Source organism: Brevibacillus reuszeri, assembly GCF_001187725.1.
GTDB classification, from domain to species: Bacteria; Bacillota; Bacilli; order Brevibacillales; family Brevibacillaceae; genus Brevibacillus; species Brevibacillus reuszeri.
This window is the reverse complement of record NZ_LGIQ01000009.1, coordinates 765,964-785,694: the sequence shown is the minus strand read 5'-3', so window position 1 is coordinate 785,694 and position 19,731 is coordinate 765,964. Positions and strand designations below refer to the sequence as shown.

The following is a 19,731-nucleotide window of genomic DNA, read 5'->3' as shown; positions in this document are numbered from 1 at the left end:
GATTCTGATGATCGATCCTCGAACAATCAATTTATCCGATCCGAAATGGCTTCCTGATGAAAAGCCAGTCGTGAAAAACGTTCGGGCTGCGGCTAGCTCAGACAATGCTGTCGTAACCCATACGATGCTGAAGATCATGCGGGATGGCGGGAATGCAGTAGATGCGGCAATTGCTGGGTGCATGGTGCAGGCGGCAATCGAACCTTTCATGACCAATCACACAGGCACTGTCACCTTCCTGTTCTACCATGCAAAAGAAGACAAGTACTATCAACTAGATTCGACGGGTACATTTCCTGCCGATTTGCCTCCTCACATGCCTGTTCCTCAAGGAATGGGGCCATATGCAGGTATCCCGCCGAGATCGGTTATTCCCGGGTTTATGCCTGGATTAAAAGCTATTCATGAACGATTCGCTACGCTTGAATGGGAGGTGCTCTGCGAGGAGGCTGTCTGGTGGGCTGAGAAAGGACACCATGTTTCGCATTTTGAGCACGAAGTAAATCTTTTCGCAGAAGACTTCATTACCTTTTTTCCAGAGGGGCGAGCGTTTTATATGCCAGAGGGCCGGTTTCCGCGTGTAGGTGAGAGATTTGGCCCAAGCGAAATGGCTCAAACGTTGAAGAAGGTTGCGGAGGAAGGCCCGAGTTATATGATTACGGGTGAGTGGGCAGATGCGTTTATCAAAAAGGCAAACGAGTTGGGCTGGATGATTACCAAAGAGCATATGATTGAGAATCCGCCAAGATGGATGGAGCCGATTCGCTTCTCCGTTGGCGATTATGAAATCGTCTCACTCGCCCCACCACAGCAGCAGGGGGTCTTTATCGCACTCGTTCTCGGAATATTGGATAAAGTGGGAATCAGGGAAGTAAAGCCGTACTCTGCGGAGCATATCTTTTACATGGGACACGCTTTGAAAATGGCGCAAACCATGTGTGGCTATTGCCACGATCCACACATTTTGCATGTGAAGGAAGATGCATTTTTGGATCAAGGATTCCATGCCTCCCTGGCGAGCCTGATCAAAGGTATGAAGCCGCAGGTAAACTTAACGAGTCATACCACTTTTACAACAGGATTCGGAGGATCAACATCATTCATAGACAGCATGACTGGTGGGAAAATTCCGACTCCAAGGCAAAACAGCCATCATGATCAACCATCAGGCAGCTGCGAGCTGAGTATTGTGGATGCAGAGGGAAACTGGGTGCAAATGATGAATACACTCCAATCGGGCGGCATTCCTGGGCAAGTCGTCAAAGGAATTCCGATGGTTGGCTCACACGCCATTCCCAATGTCCAAGCCAGCTCGATGCAATACTATCAGGCGAAGGGTGCCAGAATGAGATCCGTGATCGGAAATACCATGGTTCTAAAAAATGGCAAGCCGATCTTACAGCTCGGATCGCCAGGCAATGTCCATGTTACCGTTCCCCAAGTCCTGTGCAACATTCTGTTTTTTGGTATGGAACCATATGAAGCGATTCGTGCTCCGCGCATGCTTGCCCTGCAGGATGGCGGGACGATTGTAATCGAAGACCGAATACCCGAAGATGTACAGCATGAGTTATTGGCACTTGGAATACGGATGAAGGTTTCCGGGATTTGGGATTATCACATGGGCTCCTTCCAGATTTGCTATCGCGATCAGGAATCTGACGAGCTGTGTACCATCGCTGACCCGAGACGATGCGGTGTTGCGGATGGGCTTCGATAAATTTTTGAAGGAAGAGGATACAGGAGGTGTTCCTTTGCTGACCACGATTCGCTCACGTGAACAGGAGTTTTTGCAATATATTCGCGAAATGATGCATTATCAGGAAGTTTTGCATCTGCTGTTTTGGGATGTACGAACCGGTGCCCCGAAAAAAGGGTTGGGGCTGCGGGCAGACGTAATTGGTACGATGTCCACCAAAAAATTTGCCATGTCCATTTCAGCAGAAATGAAAACGTACGTAGAAGAGCTAAGCCAAGCAGAGTACTACCAACAGCTTTCTCCAATCACAAGAAAAGTACTTGAGCATGCCAAAAAAGAATACGACCTCCTCATCAAAATTCCGGAAAAAGAATTCGCCTCGTATGAAGTCGCTAAGGCGAATGCGAGTGCGGCATGGGAAGAAGCGAAGCATGCATCCGATTATTCCATTTTTCAACCCCATCTGGAGAAGCTCGTTGAAACGAACAAACGGTTTATCGACTATTGGGGCTATCGGGAAAATCCTTACAATGCTCTGCTCGATCAGTATGATCCTGGGATGACAGTAGTGCGCTTGGATGAAGTGTTCACGAAAGTAAAAGCAAAACTGATTCCGCTGCTTCACCGTACGCAGGAAGCGAAATCAAAACCAGATACCACATTTTTAGGTGCGGCATTTCCCGTAGAAAAGCAGAAGGATTTTCATCATTTTCTCTTGCGGGAGCTCGGATACGATTTCGGAGCAGGGCGTTTAGACGAAACGATTCATCCTTTTGCAGTCCCACTTAATCGAAAAGATGTGCGCATTACCACCAAGTTTAACGAGAGTTACTTTGCAGGCGGTTTGTTTGCAACCATTCACGAGTACGGGCACGCCCTGTATGAGCTGAACATTGCTGATGAGCTCATCGGTACGTCACTATGTACGGGTACGTCTACAGGGTTTCATGAGTCTCAATCACTCTTATGGGAAAAGATGATTGGACGCAGCAAACCATTTTGGAAGCAGTATTACCCGACTCTTTCCACATACAACCAGGAGCAATTTCATGGAGTAGGACTGGATGATTTTTATCGAGCTGTCAATTCCGTGTCTCCTTCTTTTATCCGTATCGAAGCAGACGAATTAACCTATCCTTTACATGTGATTCTCCGATATGAGATTGAAAAGGGCATCTTTGCCAATGAGATTGAGGTGCGGGACCTGCCTGAGATTTGGAACCAAAAGATGCAGGAGTATCTGGGAATTGTTCCACCTGATGATAGACGTGGAGTGCTGCAGGATATGCATTGGTCTGCCGGGATGTTTGGCTATTTCCCTTCGTACGCATTAGGCTACTTGTTCGCTGCACAGATTCGAAACACCATGCGAAAAGAAATAAAAGAGATCGATCAATTGGTGGAGGAGGCGAAGTTTACCCCGATCAAACAATGGTTAGCCGAAAACATTCATGTCCATGGAAAAATGAAAGATCCGGATCAGTTGTTGCTGGAAGTGACCGGAGAACCATTGAATTCAGACCATCTACTTTCGTATTTGGAAGAGAAGTATAGTGACATTTATAAACTAGATAAATAAAATGAAACTAGGGGATATTTATCACGGAGCAAAACGGAGAAAGTCATTTTTCTGGAGAAAAAGAGGAAAGCCCGATCCTGAGCTTGATCGGGCTGTTTGCTTTCTATGCTGTTGGATGGAGAGATTATGAAGTCTGCGTTCTGCGTGAAGTCATTTGCAGATAAAGGAGAGCGCACGCAATAGACAAAAGGACGATGGCTGACATTCCCCAAAAAATGTTGCTGTAGGCCTGAGCGATCGGGAGTTCCTTTTGCCAAACGAGAGCAGTAGCAGTCATTGCTACGCCGAAGCCGCCACTGAAAAATTGGAGGAGCTGGAATAGTCCGAGTCCTGAACCAATTTGTCCTGGAAGCAATATTCTCGACATTTCATTAGAGATGCTGCTGGATAAAAACGTAAACCCGATACTCATGAGCATGTAAATGGACATGACTGCGAAATAGGAGATTCCCTCAAATAGGGCGAACAAAACGACCGACGACAGAAATAGCGCGGGAATGTACCGGATGATAGGTGCATTTCCTTGTAAATCGATGATTTGACCCACATAGCGGGAAAGAATCATCGCGAGCAGCGAGCCTGGAAACAGGACCAGTCCTACATTGACTGCGCTTAGATGATACTGATTAACCATGATTTGCGGGATAAGGAATAGTGTCGAAAAGCTGCACAAATACGCCCCGATACCAACTGCCGCGAGTGTGAGATAGGATCGATTAAGAAAGAGCGACGGCAGTACGAAAGGGTCCTTCGCCGTGCGGATATTGACAATAAATAAGCCAAGTGCAACAAGTCCAATGGCAAGCGAGACCCAGGAGTGGTTTGTTAAAAACAGGAGTAGACCGGTAGTGCCAGCTCCAATGAAAACTGCACCGAGCACATCAAACGAGCCTTTTTTAGGAAGCTCTTTTGGAATAAGCGACATATAGAGTGGGACGAGCAGCAATGTTACCGCCGTCACAACAAACAAGGTGTGCCAGCCTGAAAATTCAACGATGGCACCTCCGACTACAGGTCCTAATCCGAGACCTAATGAAACGGCGGACATAATCAATGCCATCGCTTTTCCCCGACGCTCTGTCGGAATATAGCGGGAGAGTAATACCATGGATAAAGCAGGTATGGAGCCAGCTCCGGATGCTTGAATAATGCGGACGATCAAAAGCATGATGAAGCTGTTGGTGAACAAGCCCGCAATGGAAGCAAGACTCAGTGACAAAATACCGATCAAGTACAATCGCCGTATCGGAATGAAATCTGACAAGCGGCTATACGTAATGGATGAAATAGCAAAAACAATTGAATAGCCTGTAACAATCCACGAAGTCGAAGAGGGAGACAAGTGGTAAGCCACGGCTACATCTGGCAGTGCCAAATTGAACATCATGGTATTCATGATGACGAGTACGATTGTGATCCCGAGGAGAAGAAGAGCAGGTCCTTCTCTCAGCGGCCCTCGTTCTGGCGTGTGAGTAGGAATACGCGCTGTGGCCATTTTTTATACCTCGTTTCCTTTTTCTTATTTCGATTGTTATCGAACAAATGAAATATAACATGTGTTTTGTTCATTTGCAATCATTATGAAACAGTTTGCTCGCGGATTTATGTAAAGAAATGGTGAAGGAGTACCTGACCTTATTTCGATTGTTATGGAAGAATAGGAATAACACTTATCCTATGATAAGATGAAAGGTGTCGTTATAAATAGTCAGGGAGGCGCTACCATGAAAATACTCCATCACCCGGACAGGTCAGACATTCATTTGTCCTCCGTACTGTATGCGTTAAGTGATCCTGTACGGCTATATATCGTTTCTGAAATTAAAAAAGTAGGCGAGCGCACCTGCGGAGATATAAGCGTTCCGGTGGCAAAATCTACCTTGTCTCATCATGCTCGTTGCTTACGAGAAGCGGGGATCGTTCATGTTCGCGTCCAAGGAACACAACGCTTTTTATCCTTGCGAACTGAAGATCTGGAATTTCGTTTTCCCGGCTTGCTTGCCTCCATTCTGAATGCATTTGATTCCTCCTCAGAAAAAGATCAGCTCTTGCAGTTATAAAAAATACGCTCCCCTCCTTCTAGAAAATAGCCAACGATGCTTATGACCGTATTACCTCGTGCAAATCTTTTTGTTGGCTCTTTCATTAGCAGGAGGGATTTCTTTTTCTATCAAGAATATTTTGGGGAGATTGTTATTTTCTTGCTTCTGAATTGGGGAGGGATCAGTATTAGTAGGGATGAGGTCATTCTTTACGCGGAAGAAAACGGAATAGCAACACTTACACTAAACAGGCCAGAAGCACTCAATGCTTTGAACAAAGCGGTATTGGAGCAGCTATCCGTTCACTTGGACAACATCAAGAGAAATACTGATGTCAAGGCAGTAATCCTGACGGGAAGTGGTGACAAGGCTTTTTCAGCTGGTGCGGATATTCAGTATCTGAATCGGGCGACTCCTCTGGAAGTTCGAGATCTAGCTATGTTGGCGGTTAAGGTTACGAATCAGATCGAGTCACTTGGAAAGATTGTGATCGCTGCTATCAATGGATTCGCATTAGGTGGAGGACTTGAGCTGGCAGAATCCTGCGCGTTGCGTATCGCTGTCAATGAGGCTCGATTAGGACATCCCGAAGTTCGTATCGGAGCAGTTGCAGGCTTTGGCGGCACGACCAGACTCCCCAGACTCATTGGCAAAGGTAGGGCGGCAGAGCTGTTGCTTACAGGAAAAGCCTTAAGCGCAGAAGAGGCTTATCACTTTGGCTTGGTAAACCGAATCGTGGCGGCGGAGTCACTATTGTCTGAAGCAAACGAGCTACTCCAGGAAATTTTGTCCCATTCTCCACTTGCCGTCAATTTGACGTGGGAGGCTATCCATCGCGGAGGAAATTTGACATTGGAGGAGTCAGCACTTCTCGGGGCAGATTACTTCGGACTCATTGCTTCTACGGAGGATTTTCGCGAAGGGACAAAAGCATTTCTCGAAAAGACAAAGCCAGCTTTTAAAGGAAAATAGAAAAAGAGTGATCCATTCTTACATTTCATACAAAAACGATCCAGGGTGTAGCAACTGTGGCCGATTGTAAAAACGAAAATGCTATTTCATGGATAGAGATGGTTTTAAAACGGTTTCAATGCTATAATGGACGCAGAGAAGATTATTGATGTCAGGGTAATCTGGATTGCCGCTTACATCCTGATCTCCTCCATTTTTATATGGCGGGATGGATAACTGGTATCATAGATGCTTAGTCGTTAACCCACCATAAAACGGTTTGTGCAATAATGCTGCACAGATTGTTTTGTGGTGGGTTTTTATTTATCTATTGGAGGTTGCGACTAGATGAGACATGTGAGCTTTGATTTAAATGGTACAAAACATCAAGCAGAAGAGGGGACCCGTATTCTCGATTACCTTCTTTCGCACGATATAGAACATCCACATGTTTGCTACTCTTCTGAATTAGGTCCAATTCAGACTTGCGATACCTGTGTGTGTGAAATCGATGGCAAAATCATGCGTGCCTGTTCTACTCAAATTCAGGATGGCATGAAAATTCTTACTGCATCTGAGCTGGCTAAAAATGCACAACGGGAAGCCATGGATCGCATTTTGGAAAACCACATGCTCTATTGTACGGTTTGCGACAATAACAATGGGAACTGCCGAGTCCATAATACGGTAGAGCTGCTGGAAATTGAACATCAAACCCGTCCTTTCCGTGAAAAAGGCTATGAAGTGGATATGTCGCATCCATTTTATCGCTATGATCCAAACCAATGCATCTTGTGTGGACGTTGTACAGAAGTTTGTCAAGATTGGCAAGTGAATGAAACGCTCACCATCGACTGGGAACGGGAAATGCCACGCGTGATTTGGGATGACAATAAATCAATTAATGAATCCTCCTGTGTATCATGCGGTCAATGTGTAACAGTATGCCCTTGTAATGCATTGATGGAAAAGTCCATGCTGGGTGAAGCTGGCTTCATGAGCGGGATGGAACAGGATCTGATGAATCCGATGATTGACCTGATCAAAAAGGTCGAGCCTGGCTATAGCAGCATCTTTGCGATCTCCGAAGTGGAAGCGGCGATGCGCGAAACGAAAATCAAAAAAACCAAAACGGTATGTACGTTCTGCGGGGTAGGCTGCTCGTTTGAAGTGTGGACAAAAGACCGGAAAATTTTAAAGATCGAACCTAGTCCGGAAGCACCAGTGAATGGAATTTCTACATGTGTGAAAGGAAAGTTCGGTTGGGATTTTGTCAATAGCGACCAGCGCATAACAAAGCCGTTGATTCGCCGCGGAGATGCTTTTGTAGAAGCGACATGGGATGAGGCACTGGACGTCGTTGTAAGCGGACTGAGTGGGATTAAAGACAGCTATGGCTCCAACGCACTTGGCTTCATTTCTTCATCCAAGTTTACAAACGAAGAAAACTATTTGATGCAAAAAACAGCACGTCAGCTCTTTGGCACGAACAATGTTGACAACTGCTCCAGATATTGCCAGTCACCTGCATCGTGGGGACTCCAATATACAGGTGGAATTGGCGGAGACTCTGGAACGATCCAAGATATCGCAAAGGCTGGTCTGGTGATCCTGATGGGCTGTGCGCCAGCTGAAGCGCATCCGGTACTCGCAACAAGAATCAAGCGCGCACAAAAATTGCATGGACAAAAACTGATTACAGTCGATCTGCGCAAGCATGAAATGGCGGAACGGGCAGATTTGTTCATTCGCCCGAAACAAGGAACCGACTATGTGTGGTTAGCGGCAGTATCCAAATACATGATCGATCAAAATTGGCAAGACGCAGCATTTATTCAGGAGCACGTTAATTTTTATCCGGAATTTGTTGAATTGATGCAAAAATATACGCTAGAATTTGCAGAAGAAGAAACTGGCATTTCCAAAGAAACATTGATTCAGATCGCGGAAATGATTCGTGATGCCGATGGCACAGCTGTTTGTTGGGGCATGGGTGTGACGCAAAACGCAGGTGGTTCCTACACATCAACAGCGATTGCGAACCTGCTGCTCATCACTGGTAACTTCATGCGCCCAGGTGCAGGAGCGTACCCACTGCGTGGACATAACAACGTGCAGGGTGCGGCAGACATGGGAACCATGCCGAACATTTTCCCTGGCTACCAACCAGTTGCAAACGACGAGATTCGTGCAAAATTCGAGGCTGCTTATGGCGTGAAAATCCAGGAGCAACCAGGTCTGGACAATATCGAGATGCTGCAGGCAGTAGATCGAGGAGAGCTTCGCGCGATGTACGTTGCAGGAGAAGATATGGCTTGGGTAGATGCCGATTCCAACCATACACAAGACATGCTTGCCAAGCTCGATTTCCTCGTGGTGCAAGATGTTTTCTTGAGCAAAACAGCGCAGTTTGCTGATGTTATTTTGCCAGCAGTTCCATCTCTTGAAAAAGACGGTACGTTTACCAATACGGAGCGTCGTGTACAACGACTTTATCAAGTGCTTGAGCCGGTGGGCGAGAGTAAGCCTGACTGGTGGATCTTCAGTCAGCTCGCGAAAAAGATGGGATATGATTGGAATTATAGCCATCCGAGCGAAATTTTTGACGAAATGGCATCTCTTACACCATTCTTCTCACAATGCAATTATGAAGTGCTTGCAGGCTGGAACAGCTTCAACTGGGGGTCACCAGACGGTAGCAACACACCGCTTCTCCATACAAAAGGATTCAATTTCCCGGATAAGAAAGCACGCCTGGCACTGTTTGACTATATTCCACCAGCGAAGTTCCCTGAGGAGTATGACCTAACGCTCGATAACGGACGACTGCTTGAGCAGTTCCACGAAGGAAATCTCACGAACAAATCCAAAGGCATCCAGTACAAGCTGCCAGAAGTGTTTGTGGAGGTTTCACCGGAATTGGCAAAAGAACGCGGATTGTCTGACGGTACCTTGGTGCGTCTTCTGTCGCCATACGGAAAAATCAAGCTGCGTGCGCTGGTCACAAATCGGATGAGTGGAAAAGACATTTACGTTCCGATGCACTCCGCAAGTCATGAAAGTGCCGTGAATTTGCTAACGGGTGGAGCAGTCGATGTTCAGACACATACACCTGCGTATAAGCAAGTGAAGGTACGGATGGAGATTCTTGAGGAAAAAGGAAAATCTCCGCTTCCAGCATACAACCCTCGTTATGCCAAGCGGAATCCACAGCTCGGTGTACAAGTAGAGCGTAAATGGGCGCGCGAAGATTACAAGCCGATTGCCGACGTGAATGTGGCTGTTGATGTAAGAGGAGGTAGAAAATAATGGCGAGTCCAATTACGCGTATTGTCAAACCAACACTGTCGGACAGTGAAAAGCAAAGTCAAACAGTCGAAGCCATCCTCCAATTACTTGCCAAAAACCCGGAAGGCATACAGGAAACGATCAAGCTGCTTCAGGAACTGCATGATAGTGGAATTTTGCCAGCGCTTACGGCAGCGGTGGAAGCCAAAGAGGAAATTGCCAAAATCGTTGTCGGCCAAATGGTGCGGCCACCCGTCACCAACATGATTAATAATGCAATGGCAGCAGCAGGTGGACTTGCAGAGCTTGAGCCAGAGATGACGCAAAAGCTGATGAAAGGCGTCACCAAAGGTCTCCAAAAAGCCGATGAGGGGTTGCGCTCCGGACAAAAGGTTGGCATTATGGATTTGATGAAGGCCTTGTCTGATCCTGATATTAATCGGGCCATTGGCTTTGGCATCAATTTGTTAAAAGGAGTAGGCGAGGGCTTAAAGGATTCTTGATGGTTGTCTCCGAATGATTATGACGAGGAAGGAGATACGCCATGTCAAAACAATTGGAACATCAATTCAGCATGCTTGTTCGTGAAATTCGTAAAGAATATGTGGGGAATGGCCCCAAAGAAATTTTTACTCGTTTCGTTGATTCCTGGGCGATCAGTGAGATGAAAGGGAATCTGACGAATGTAGAAAAATTTATGATCACCTCGAATGATGGCAGACGAATGGTGCATGATGCGCGTACCAAATTGGTGAAAAAAATTTATACGAATCCTGAGGTCGTAGCCAAGCTCGAAGACTTGATGAAAGCCAGGATCGTAAGAATTTTTTCAGATATTAATATTGAAGAAGATATCGCCATGACCGTTTTTGTATTTGATCGGTCCATTGAATCTAAATAATACAGGGTACCAAAATCCAGTGATATAGCCAGTCTTGCACTTCAAATGAGTGCTCGACTGGCTTTTTTTATTGGAGTTTTTAGTAAAAAGTTACCCTGATTTTGTAAGAACTGGGCATGGCGTGCTATTTAAGAAAAACGTAAGACTTAACCTACCATTTTTTTAAATAGTTTCTCCTAAGCTTATGTCTGTGGAAAGACATGCTTTCAGGAGGGATCTCATTTGGAAAAGAAAACCGTCGCGATCATATTCGGAGGTTGCTCGAACGAGTACGGAGTTTCCCTGATCTCCGCAGCCTCTGTGATCGAACATATCGATAAAGATAAATACAATCTGGTACTAATCGGGATAACAGAGGAAGGCAAGTGGCTTCGGTACAGTGGCAGCATCGAGGCCATTCGTGAAGACCGCTGGCATATGCATCCGAGCTGCATCCCGTCATTTGTTTCGCCGAGCAGAGAAACAGGGGGACTTATCGAGCTCGTCCATACAGAATATCATCGGGTTCCAATCGATGTTGTTTTTCCCGTGCTTCATGGAAGAAATGGGGAGGATGGAACGATACAGGGCCTTTTAGAGCTGGCAGGAATCCCTTATGTCGGTTGTGATATGCTATCCTCTGCGATTTGCATGGATAAAGATATTGCACATACACTGGTTCGTGCTGCTGGAATCGATACGCCACGTGCTATGACCATACACCAAGGAGACGATGTTGAAAAGGCAATCGTAGCAGCAAAAGATTTCGGCTACCCTGTTTACATCAAGCCGGCGAAGTCTGGATCGTCTATCGGGATCACGAAGGCTCATACTTATCAACAATTCATCGAAGGAATAGAATTGGCGTTTGCTCACGACAACAAGATCGTCATTGAAGAAAATATCGAGGGCTTTGAAGTGGGGTGTGCCGTTCTCGGAAATAGCAGCCCGCGCATAGGTGTGATAGATGAAATTGAACTATCGGATGATTTCTTCCATTTTACGGAGAAGTATTCTTTGCACACTTCTACAATCCACTTGCCTGCTCGAATTGACACGGATACTGAGAAAAAAGTCAGAGAGACAGCAAGCCTTATTTATCAAACACTTGGCTGCAGCGGATTTGCCAGAGTAGATATGTTCCTGTCTGGGGACGGTAGACTCATGTTCAATGAAGTCAACACGATACCTGGATTTACTTCGAGCTCCAGATATCCAAATATGCTGCGAGCCAGTGGAATTTCTTATACACAGCTACTCGATGAGCTAATCGAGCTTGCGCTAGGGAGGGATGAAAAATGATGAGAATGCTTCCGATCAAATTGACAATGGATAAGCCACAATTTGTTTTCTATAAGGAGCTTCAGCTTAACCAATCGGCCATACATCACGGGCATCTCATCCTCGTTAACCGCGAGCATCCTATCCGGTTGAAGGAACAGTTTTTGGAGCTGCTACCCGTATCGGAGCTTCAGACACTTCGACAGAACAATCGCCTGCTCCTGGAAAAAACATGTCTGCGTCAGCTAATGGCTTTAGTGAACGCTGCCTCAGCGATAAACGATATCATCGCAGTGAGTGGATTTCGTTCGCAATCGGAGCAGCGGGAGCTATATGAATCTTCTTTACGTGAGAATGGAGCTGCTTTCACAGCAAGTTTTGTGGCCCGGCCAGATGAAAGCGAGCATCAGACAGGCCTCGCTGTAGATGTCGGTGAAAACAAGGAAGAGGTTGACTTTATTTGCCCATCCTTCCCGGATCGTGGTGTATGTCAAACCTTTAAGGAACGGGCAGCAGAGTACGGCTTCATCCAAAGGTACAAAAAAGGGAAAGAGTCTATTACGAACATTGCTTGCGAGCCTTGGCATTTTCGCTATGTCGGTTTTCCACATGCGCTCATTATGGAGCAAAATGATTTTTGTCTGGAAGAATACATCGCATTTTTGAAGAGGTTTGTGTTTGCCAAGGAGCATTTTTATTTTGAAACGGAAAGCACAATACTTGAAATTTATTATGTAAAAGCAGCAATGGGAAGTACAACCGTACCGATTCCCAATCATGCAAGGTATGAGTTGTCCGGAAATAACGCTGATGGATTCGTCGTAACCGTTTTCCATGAGAAAGGCAGTGAACAGGCAAGTGGTCTCTAAAGAGAATTATGGATTTATTGACCACTTCAAGGTGATTGCAGCCATACTCGTCATTGCGATTCATACAGGTCCATTCACAACCTACAATGAATACGTCGATTTTTTGTTTACCGGAATCGTCGCTCGACTTGCTGTCCCGTTTTTCTTTATCGCATCAGGCTTCCTTCTGTTTCAGAAGATACGAGGGGAGGCTGCTCAGGATAGAGCAACGATACACCGCTATATTGCCAGAATTGCTACTCTGTACGGGCTAGCCGTTTTGATCTACCTTCCAATTAACGTCTACGCTGGTTATTTTTCAAGTGATTTCACCGTGTACACTCTGGTAAAAGATATCCTGTTTGATGGGACCATGTATCATCTGTGGTACTTTCCTGCTTTAATCACAGGTGTTTTGATCACTTCTTTTCTGTATCAACGATTTTCGTTTCCGGTCATGCTTGTGATTGCTGGATTGTTGTACATGATAGGGCTTCTTGGTGATAGCTATTACGGCTTGATTGAGCAGAGCGATTTACTGCATGCAATCTACACCCAAATGTTCATGCTATTTGACTATACAAGGAATGGCTTGTTTTTTGCTCCCATTTATTTGATACTGGGTGCTTGGATCGCCAAAAGACCGCTCACGGGACAAACAAGAGGCGTTATGGCATTTGGCTTTGCCCTCTCGTTCGTGTTGATGCTGATAGAAGGGATTCTTGTCAATCAGGGCAAGCTCCCACGTCATGACAGTATGTACATTTTTTTGGTCCCGACTGTTTATTTCCTGTTTTCCTTTCTACTGCTGCAAAAAGGGAGAGGCGGGCCCTATATCAGGCAGTTAACGACATGGATTTACATTTTGCATCCATTCGCAATTGTGCTGGTAAGAGGAATTGGTAAAGCAACGGGAACAAGCGCGATTTTGGTTGAGAACAGCTTTATTCATTTTGTTGCCGTCACCTTACTGGCGATTTGTATCTCCCACGTCGTTGTCCGGTTTCTCACAAGAAAAAAAACAAAACGAGCAACGAAGCAAAGAGCGTGGGCAGAAATCAAGGTAGCTCATTTGAAGCATAATCTGGAGGAGCTGAAAAGGCTTCTTCCTCCAGCGGCTGAGCTGATGGCGGTCGCGAAAGCCAATGCTTATGGACATGGCAGCCCACAAATCGCAAAAATACTCAATCAAATTGGTGTTGGTCATTTTGCTGTAGCCGAGCTGGAAGAAGGAATTGCACTGCGCAAGCAAGGGATAAAAGGAGAAATATTGATTCTCGGTTATACCTCGTTGAAGAATGTCAGCGAGCTTATACACTACAAGCTTACGCAAACGGTTATCAGTGAAGAATATGCTGCTTCTCTTGATGAGTGTGGCAAAAAGCTGCAGGTGCACATCAAAATCGATACAGGAATGGGGAGATTGGGCGAGGCACATGACAACATCGGAAAAATTCTTCGCATGTATCGGCATGAGCATCTCCAAGTAACTGGAAGCTATAGCCATCTGTCTGTCTCCGATAGTCCCAATCATGAGGACATTGCCTATACAAAAGAACAAATCGATCGTTTTCATAATGTAATCAGACAAGTCGAGTTGGAGGGAATTAATCCGGGGATTCTTCATATCCAGAGCAGCTACGGAATTCTGAATGGTGTGGACGAAATATGTGGAATGTCTCGGGCAGGAATTGCGCTCTTTGGATTGCTATCCAAAGAAGATGACGTCGTAAACAGGAGCATCGATCTGCGTCCCGTCCTTTCCTTGCACGCTAGAGTAACGCTTGTCAAAACGATACAGGCAGGGAGTGCGATCAGCTACGGCAGAAATTATAGGACGAGTAAAAATAGTCAGATCGCGACGGTGTCCATTGGATATGCGGATGGTATACCCAGAAGGCTGTCAGAAGCAGGCGGATATGTTCTGGTGAGGGGCCAGAGGGCAAGCATCGTTGGGAATGTGTGTATGGATCAACTGATGATCGATGTCACACATATTCCAGGGGTGAAGGAGGGCGACGTCGTCACGCTGATTGGACAAGATGGCGGGGAGACGATCACAGCGGAACAACTCGCAAGTCGTTGCAACACAATTACGAATGAAATAGTAAGTGGTATTGGAAGCAGAGTGGAGCGAGTGTATGTGGAGTAAGAAAGGAACTCAAGGCGGCTTAGAAACGGTAAGTTGTCTTGCCTGCTTTCCCATTTCATTAATAATTATCAGAATATTATGGGAGGATATAGAATATGTGAACTGCCTATGAAACGGGGAGATCACTCGGTATAATACATTCTCAAGAGCGCTCTTACATTTTTGGGAAAATGGTGGTCAATATGTTATCCAATCAAGATTTGGTGTTAGATAATTTTAAGAAAAAAATATCATCGCTTCCATTATGGATTCCAGGTGCTCATGTGTATGATAATCCGCATTTCATAGCCGTTGATTGCGGCTTGCCATCCGATACTTTCAACGTATTTCTCCCGTTATCATCGTTGACAAAAGATACACAAGTGAGCGTTCAGCAAGCCATTCGTTCTTTTTTGGACAAAGGATTTCCGATAAGTATCTGGATGGATCAGCGTTTTGTCACACCAGATGTGGTCGAGCTGTTTGCTGAACTGGGAAAAAATGAAGCGGAGCGCAATATCACCATGAAGCTCGAGAGTGGCTCCATTGGCTCTAGTGCTCCAATGGCAGCAGGGCTTGAAATAAAGCGGGTAAAGAGTGCAGATGAGCTTCTTCAGTACGCCGGCGTTTTTCAATCGTTGTTTGCCGGAAGTCGCGAACAAGAATCTCTTGTCCACTATTTTGATCAAGCAGCTGCCAATTTTCACATAGATCAACAGCATCAATGGTTCGTTGGGTTCCTGGACAATCAAGCCGTGTCTACTGGATATTTGATTGAAACGGAAAATAGCTATGGTATTTATGATGTGATGACCAGAGCAGAGCATAGGGGAAAAGGACTGGGAAGCGCCATGTTTGATCATCTACTTCAGCAGGTAAGAGAGGAAGGGAATGGCAAGCCATGCGTTTTGCAAGCCTCTGAAGATGGGATTAACATTTATAGGAGAGCTGGCTTTACAGAAGTAGGAGAAATGGTTGTGTTTGAATAGGAAAACATGTCGTTCAAACGATTTCGTGCAAAAACAGTATAAAGGAGAGCATGCTTTGCAGATTATCTCAAAGCATGCTCTCTTGCTTTCTCCGAGTCGATGTGGGGAATGATCCTGTTGCGAGCATCGTTAATTTGCAGCAGATTTCCATTTTTCATATTTCTTAAAAGCAGCCTTTAAAAGCGGAGGTACAGCTACGGATATAAACAAAGCTCGAAAAAGCTGGTAACAAATCAGGATGGAAAGATCTCCATGTACTTCCTTTGCGATAATCGCCATCTGGTCCATCCCGCCTGGGGAAAGACTCAAAAAAGCAGTAACAAATGAGACTGGATGCATGATAGTCAAAAGCACACTTAGCGCAAGCGCACATAAGATCAGCACGATTCCACTTAAGACAGCAGTTGCACTGATTTTTACGGCATTCTTCAGGCTCTCTGGCTTGAGTAAGAGACCGATATATCCGCCGAGCATCAATTGTGTACCATTCATGAGGACTGTAGGCAAGTCAGGACCATGGAAGCCTGCGATATTCAATGCGATGGTGCCGATCATGGGCCCAAGTAAGAATGCAGTAGGGAAGTTTATTTTCTTTGCCAATAAGGCAAGGAGTGTGCACACAACAATGAATAACAAAATATTTGGAAAAAGTCCTGCCCAGCTTACACTCGCGGGATGAGTCGAAGCAGATAAAGAAGGATTGCCAAGACCAGTCATCAGAGGACTAAAAATGAGCAACGGCACACAGAAAATAATCATCATAAGCCGTGAGACCTGCAAGAAGGTGACGACTGTCAAATCGACCCCTTTGATTTCTTCCGCCAACGGGATCATTTGGCTCAGACCACCTGGAATACTTCCGATCAAAGCAGTTGGAAAAGAAATTCCAGATAATTTGGACACAAAGAAAGTGATCAAAAGCGTAAAAAGCAAAAGCAGAACCGTCAACAAAACCATGGAAGGCAGTTGTTTGCCAATTTCCTTTAGTGTCGATAGTGTGAAGGAAAGTCCTATCGTATAACCGATAATCCCCATTCCGGTGTTTCGTAGCATCCCTGGCCAATATGGCTTGATCTGTGTGAACAGCTTTGAGCCGATCAGTACGAACACCATAGACCCAAGCAGCCATGGGAGAGGGATATGAATCAGCTGAAAAACGGCACCACCGATAATAGCGAACATACAGGTGAAAAGAAACTGGACCCATTTATTCTCGGTCAGCTGTGCACCTTTCATAGAAACCACTTCTTTTCGCTGAATTGTGACGTAAAACCAAACGAATTCCAAAAAAACTCACTGGTTCATTATATGACCTATGGGTTTTCTTCGTCAATTCCCATGTTGAATATGTATCACCTGCATGTCAGAATAAGTAGGGGTGGTCATGATGGAAGACGTAAAAAAACAGCAAATCCTCCATGTAGCGATGGGGGTTTTTAAGGAAAAAGGGTATACCTCGTCATCGATGCAAGAAATTGCAGAGGCTTGTGGAATGGCAAAGGGCAGCATTTATAAAATTTTCCCCTCCAAAGAAGATTTATTTACGGCAGTCTTTGAGCTCTGTCATCAAGGGATGTTTGAGAAGGCAAGTCAGCTGGATTCCGCAGGAAAAAGAGAAGGGCTGACACCAAAAGAGCAGCTGCTTCGAAAAATAGAATTTCAGCTACAGTACATGCTAGAGAACTACTTCTTTATGGTTGAGTTTAAAGAGCTGCCGATCAAGGATAATGAGACGTTTCAGGCTGCTTGGAAGAAAAAGAGAGCAACGCTGCTTACCTGGCATAAAAATGGCTTTTTGGAAGCGTACGGTGCCGAAATTAGCCCTTATATTTGGGATGTTGTTGCGATATTCCGCGGACTCTTGAAAGAATATCTGTTTTATGTCATGCAAAAAGGTCTATCACTGACGATGTCCGATCTGGCCCACTTTTTGATTGAGCGGATGAATGCCGTCGTAGCAGATATGCTAGACACGAAACCAAAGGCGATCTTGAACGAAACGAACATTTACTTTAACAGTTTAAATCCGATTAGCTTGCAGACACAGCAATTGACGATTCATGAATTTTTGCAAGTGATTTCATTAAAGATCTCGGAGCTGCAAAAACCGGCTAACTTGCGCCAAGAACTGCAGGAAGTTGTTCATATTTTGCAAAAGGAGCTGGCACTGGAGACACCAAACAAAACGTTGGTGAATGTTTGTCTATCCTATTTAGAAGCTGTATCCGAACTGAAGCCACTTGCCAGACAGCTTACCTATATGCTCTAACAACCAAGTACCGTCACTACTGGCAAAGCGGGAAGAGAAGGCGGGAATGTCATCGTGTTTTTGATTGGAGAAATCTCAAAGCTGTTCCAAATCGATGTTCGAACTTTGCGCTATTATGATGAAATTGATCTCTTTAAACCTGCTCATGTTGATGAGCGCTCGGGTTATCGCTATTACACCATTGAACAATTCGAGCAGCTTAATACCATTTTGTATCTCAAAGCACTTCATATTCCGTTGAAAAATGTGAAGCTATTTCTGCAAAATCGTAATATTGACCATATCCTGCAGCTGCTAGAAGAGCAAAAGCTGGAAACGGAGCAGCGCATTTCGGATTTTGTGCAGATTCAGAAAAAAATTGAAAGTCGAATCCATCAAATCAAGGATGCTGCGAATGATCAACAGATGGGTACGATTCGGGAGGTTGTCCTACCAGAACGAATGATTGTGCGGTTGAAGCAAAAGATACGGCATACGGATAATCTGGAGATGTCTATACGGTTACTGGAGAACGCGACGAATATGAAATCCACGATCTTTTTAGGGAAAGTGGGATTATCGATATCGCTTGATAACTTGAGACTCAGACGCTTTAAGGAATATGACTCCATCTTTGTGTTCGTGGAAGACGATAGCTACCGCGTGACTGGTACAAACGAACAAATTCTTCCAGAGGCAACATACATAACAATCCGCTTTGTGGGGACTCATGAGGATGCTGCCCCCTATTATAAGAAGCTCATGGATTACGTCGAGCAAAAGCAATATACAATCATAGATGATGCGATTGAAATTACGTTAATTGATTACGGCTTGACAAGCGATCAATCAAAGTTTGTGACCGAAATCCAAATCGTAGCGAAATAGTTTTTGACCCTCTAGTAACTGGAGGGTTTATTCTGATTCCAATACATGCTTAGGGGAGGAGCTTTTGCGTGATTGGAACGATCGTAAATGTGGTATTGATTGTGATGGGAAGTATGATCGGTAGCGTGTTTAAAAAGGGGTTGAAGGAGCAGTATCAGGATATTCTGATGCAAGGAATGGGTTTAGCGGTTGCTGCGCTTGGCGTTTTCGCGATTACCAAACATATGCCAGACAGTGAGTATCCGGTTCTGTTTATTGTGAGTCTTGCAATCGGAGGGGTGATCGGGGAAAGGGTAAATATGGAGGAAAAATTCCATCAGCTTGTTTCCAAAGTGTCAAAAGGAAATCTGGCAGAAGGACTATCAACTGCTATCCTTTTATTTTGCATTGGGACACTGTCTATTGTTGGACCTATCGAAAGTGCGTTAAATGGAAATCAAACCTACTTGTTTACCAATGCGATTTTAGACTTCGTGACCTCTATCGTACTGGCAGCTACCTTTGGCATCGGGATTGCGCTTTCCGCAGTCGTGCTATTTTGCTGGCAAGGCTTCTTTTATGTTGCTGCCAAAATGGTCTCTGGATTTATAACTCCCGAGCTGTTGACTGAGATATCGATTATTGGCGGTGTATTAATTCTGAGCTCGGGGCTGAGTATTCTTGGCGTAAGAAAGTTCAGAACGATTAATCTGATTCCTTCCCTTGTCATTCCGGTTATTTATCTCGTCGCTAAAAATCTGCTTTGGACGTAAACGTAAACAATTAAGAAGGGAAAATGAAGGGCATCCATGATCGAAACGGGTGCCTTTTCTTTTTGATGTGCGGAAGATTTTTCAGTCGTTCATTCATATTTTTAACAGGGAAGTGAAACCATATGGGGAGAAATGGATGGAAAATCATGATCTAG

The 19,731-nt window shown here is 45.1% G+C and carries 16 protein-coding genes; 14 read left to right on the top strand and 2 right to left on the bottom strand.

The genetic code is table 11. From position 1 onward, the window contains the following. Positions 1-7: 7 nt before the first annotated feature. Positions 8-1,720 carry a gamma-glutamyltransferase gene (locus ADS79_RS18090; RefSeq protein ID WP_049739795.1) on the top strand — a complete coding sequence of 571 codons (1,713 nt, stop codon included), beginning with the start codon at positions 8-10 and terminating at the stop codon, positions 1,718-1,720. Between the two features lie 34 nt (positions 1,721-1,754). Further along, positions 1,755-3,278, top strand: coding sequence for a carboxypeptidase M32 (locus tag ADS79_RS18085; protein ID WP_276525292.1), 1,524 nt, complete (start codon positions 1,755-1,757; stop codon positions 3,276-3,278). A 124-nt stretch (positions 3,279-3,402) separates the two neighbouring features. Here the strand turns inward: ADS79_RS18085 and ADS79_RS18080 are convergent, their stop codons facing one another. After that, the gene (locus ADS79_RS18080; RefSeq protein ID WP_049739793.1) at positions 3,403-4,773 is read right to left on the bottom strand and encodes an MFS transporter; all 1,371 of its coding nucleotides are present in this window, start codon (positions 4,771-4,773) and stop codon (positions 3,403-3,405) included. Between the two features lie 229 nt (positions 4,774-5,002). Here ADS79_RS18080 and ADS79_RS18075 point away from each other — a divergent pair, with 229 nt between their 5' ends. The 9 genes from ADS79_RS18075 (at position 5,003) to ADS79_RS18035 (ending at position 15,688) form a co-directional block, all read left to right on the top strand. Next, the gene (locus ADS79_RS18075; RefSeq protein ID WP_049739792.1) at positions 5,003-5,338 is read left to right on the top strand and encodes an ArsR/SmtB family transcription factor; all 336 of its coding nucleotides are present in this window, start codon (positions 5,003-5,005) and stop codon (positions 5,336-5,338) included. A gap of 168 nt (positions 5,339-5,506) precedes the next feature. After that, complete coding sequence (locus ADS79_RS18070; protein ID WP_049741051.1) at positions 5,507-6,292, top strand: enoyl-CoA hydratase/isomerase family protein; 786 nt, start codon at positions 5,507-5,509, stop codon at positions 6,290-6,292. Between the two features lie 327 nt (positions 6,293-6,619). Beyond that, positions 6,620-9,580, top strand: coding sequence for a formate dehydrogenase subunit alpha (fdhF, locus tag ADS79_RS18065; protein ID WP_049739791.1), 2,961 nt, complete (start codon positions 6,620-6,622; stop codon positions 9,578-9,580). Beyond that, complete coding sequence (locus ADS79_RS18060) at positions 9,580-10,062, top strand: helical membrane plugin domain-containing protein (protein WP_049739790.1); 483 nt, start codon at positions 9,580-9,582, stop codon at positions 10,060-10,062. Before fdhF ends, ADS79_RS18060 begins: the two co-directional genes overlap by 1 nt. A 41-nt stretch (positions 10,063-10,103) precedes the next feature. Continuing rightward, positions 10,104-10,460 (top strand): Na-translocating system protein MpsC family protein, encoded by a 357-nt coding sequence (locus ADS79_RS18055; RefSeq protein WP_049739789.1) that lies wholly within the window; start codon positions 10,104-10,106, stop codon positions 10,458-10,460. A 222-nt stretch (positions 10,461-10,682) separates the two neighbouring features. Next, the gene (vanG, locus tag ADS79_RS18050) at positions 10,683-11,741 is read left to right on the top strand and encodes a D-alanine--D-serine ligase VanG (protein WP_049739788.1); all 1,059 of its coding nucleotides are present in this window, start codon (positions 10,683-10,685) and stop codon (positions 11,739-11,741) included. After that, positions 11,738-12,589 carry a D-alanyl-D-alanine carboxypeptidase family protein gene (locus ADS79_RS18045; RefSeq protein ID WP_236700033.1) on the top strand — a complete coding sequence of 284 codons (852 nt, stop codon included), beginning with the start codon at positions 11,738-11,740 and terminating at the stop codon, positions 12,587-12,589. The genes vanG and ADS79_RS18045 overlap by 4 nt, the downstream gene beginning before the upstream one ends. Continuing rightward, entirely contained in the window at positions 12,567-14,720 is a 2,154-nt protein-coding gene (vanT, locus tag ADS79_RS18040) for a serine racemase VanT catalytic subunit (protein WP_236700032.1), read from the top strand. The genes ADS79_RS18045 and vanT overlap by 23 nt, the downstream gene beginning before the upstream one ends. Positions 14,721-14,902: 182 nt before the next feature. Next, entirely contained in the window at positions 14,903-15,688 is a 786-nt protein-coding gene (locus tag ADS79_RS18035; RefSeq protein WP_049739787.1) for a GNAT family N-acetyltransferase, read from the top strand. Between the two features lie 129 nt (positions 15,689-15,817). On the opposite strand, the gene ADS79_RS18030 is transcribed toward ADS79_RS18035, so the two are convergent. After that, the gene (locus ADS79_RS18030) at positions 15,818-16,924 is read right to left on the bottom strand and encodes an AbrB family transcriptional regulator (RefSeq protein WP_049739786.1); all 1,107 of its coding nucleotides are present in this window, start codon (positions 16,922-16,924) and stop codon (positions 15,818-15,820) included. Positions 16,925-17,075: 151 nt separating this feature from the next. Here ADS79_RS18030 and ADS79_RS18025 point away from each other — a divergent pair, with 151 nt between their 5' ends. From ADS79_RS18025 to ADS79_RS18015, 3 genes are all read left to right on the top strand, one after another. Then, complete coding sequence (locus tag ADS79_RS18025) at positions 17,076-17,957, top strand: TetR/AcrR family transcriptional regulator (protein WP_049739785.1); 882 nt, start codon at positions 17,076-17,078, stop codon at positions 17,955-17,957. A gap of 54 nt (positions 17,958-18,011) precedes the next feature. Continuing rightward, entirely contained in the window at positions 18,012-18,824 is an 813-nt protein-coding gene (locus ADS79_RS18020) for a MerR family transcriptional regulator (protein WP_236700031.1), read from the top strand. Between the two features lie 68 nt (positions 18,825-18,892). Continuing rightward, positions 18,893-19,576, top strand: coding sequence for a DUF554 domain-containing protein (locus ADS79_RS18015; protein WP_049739783.1), 684 nt, complete (start codon positions 18,893-18,895; stop codon positions 19,574-19,576). Positions 19,577-19,731: the final 155 nt, after the last annotated feature.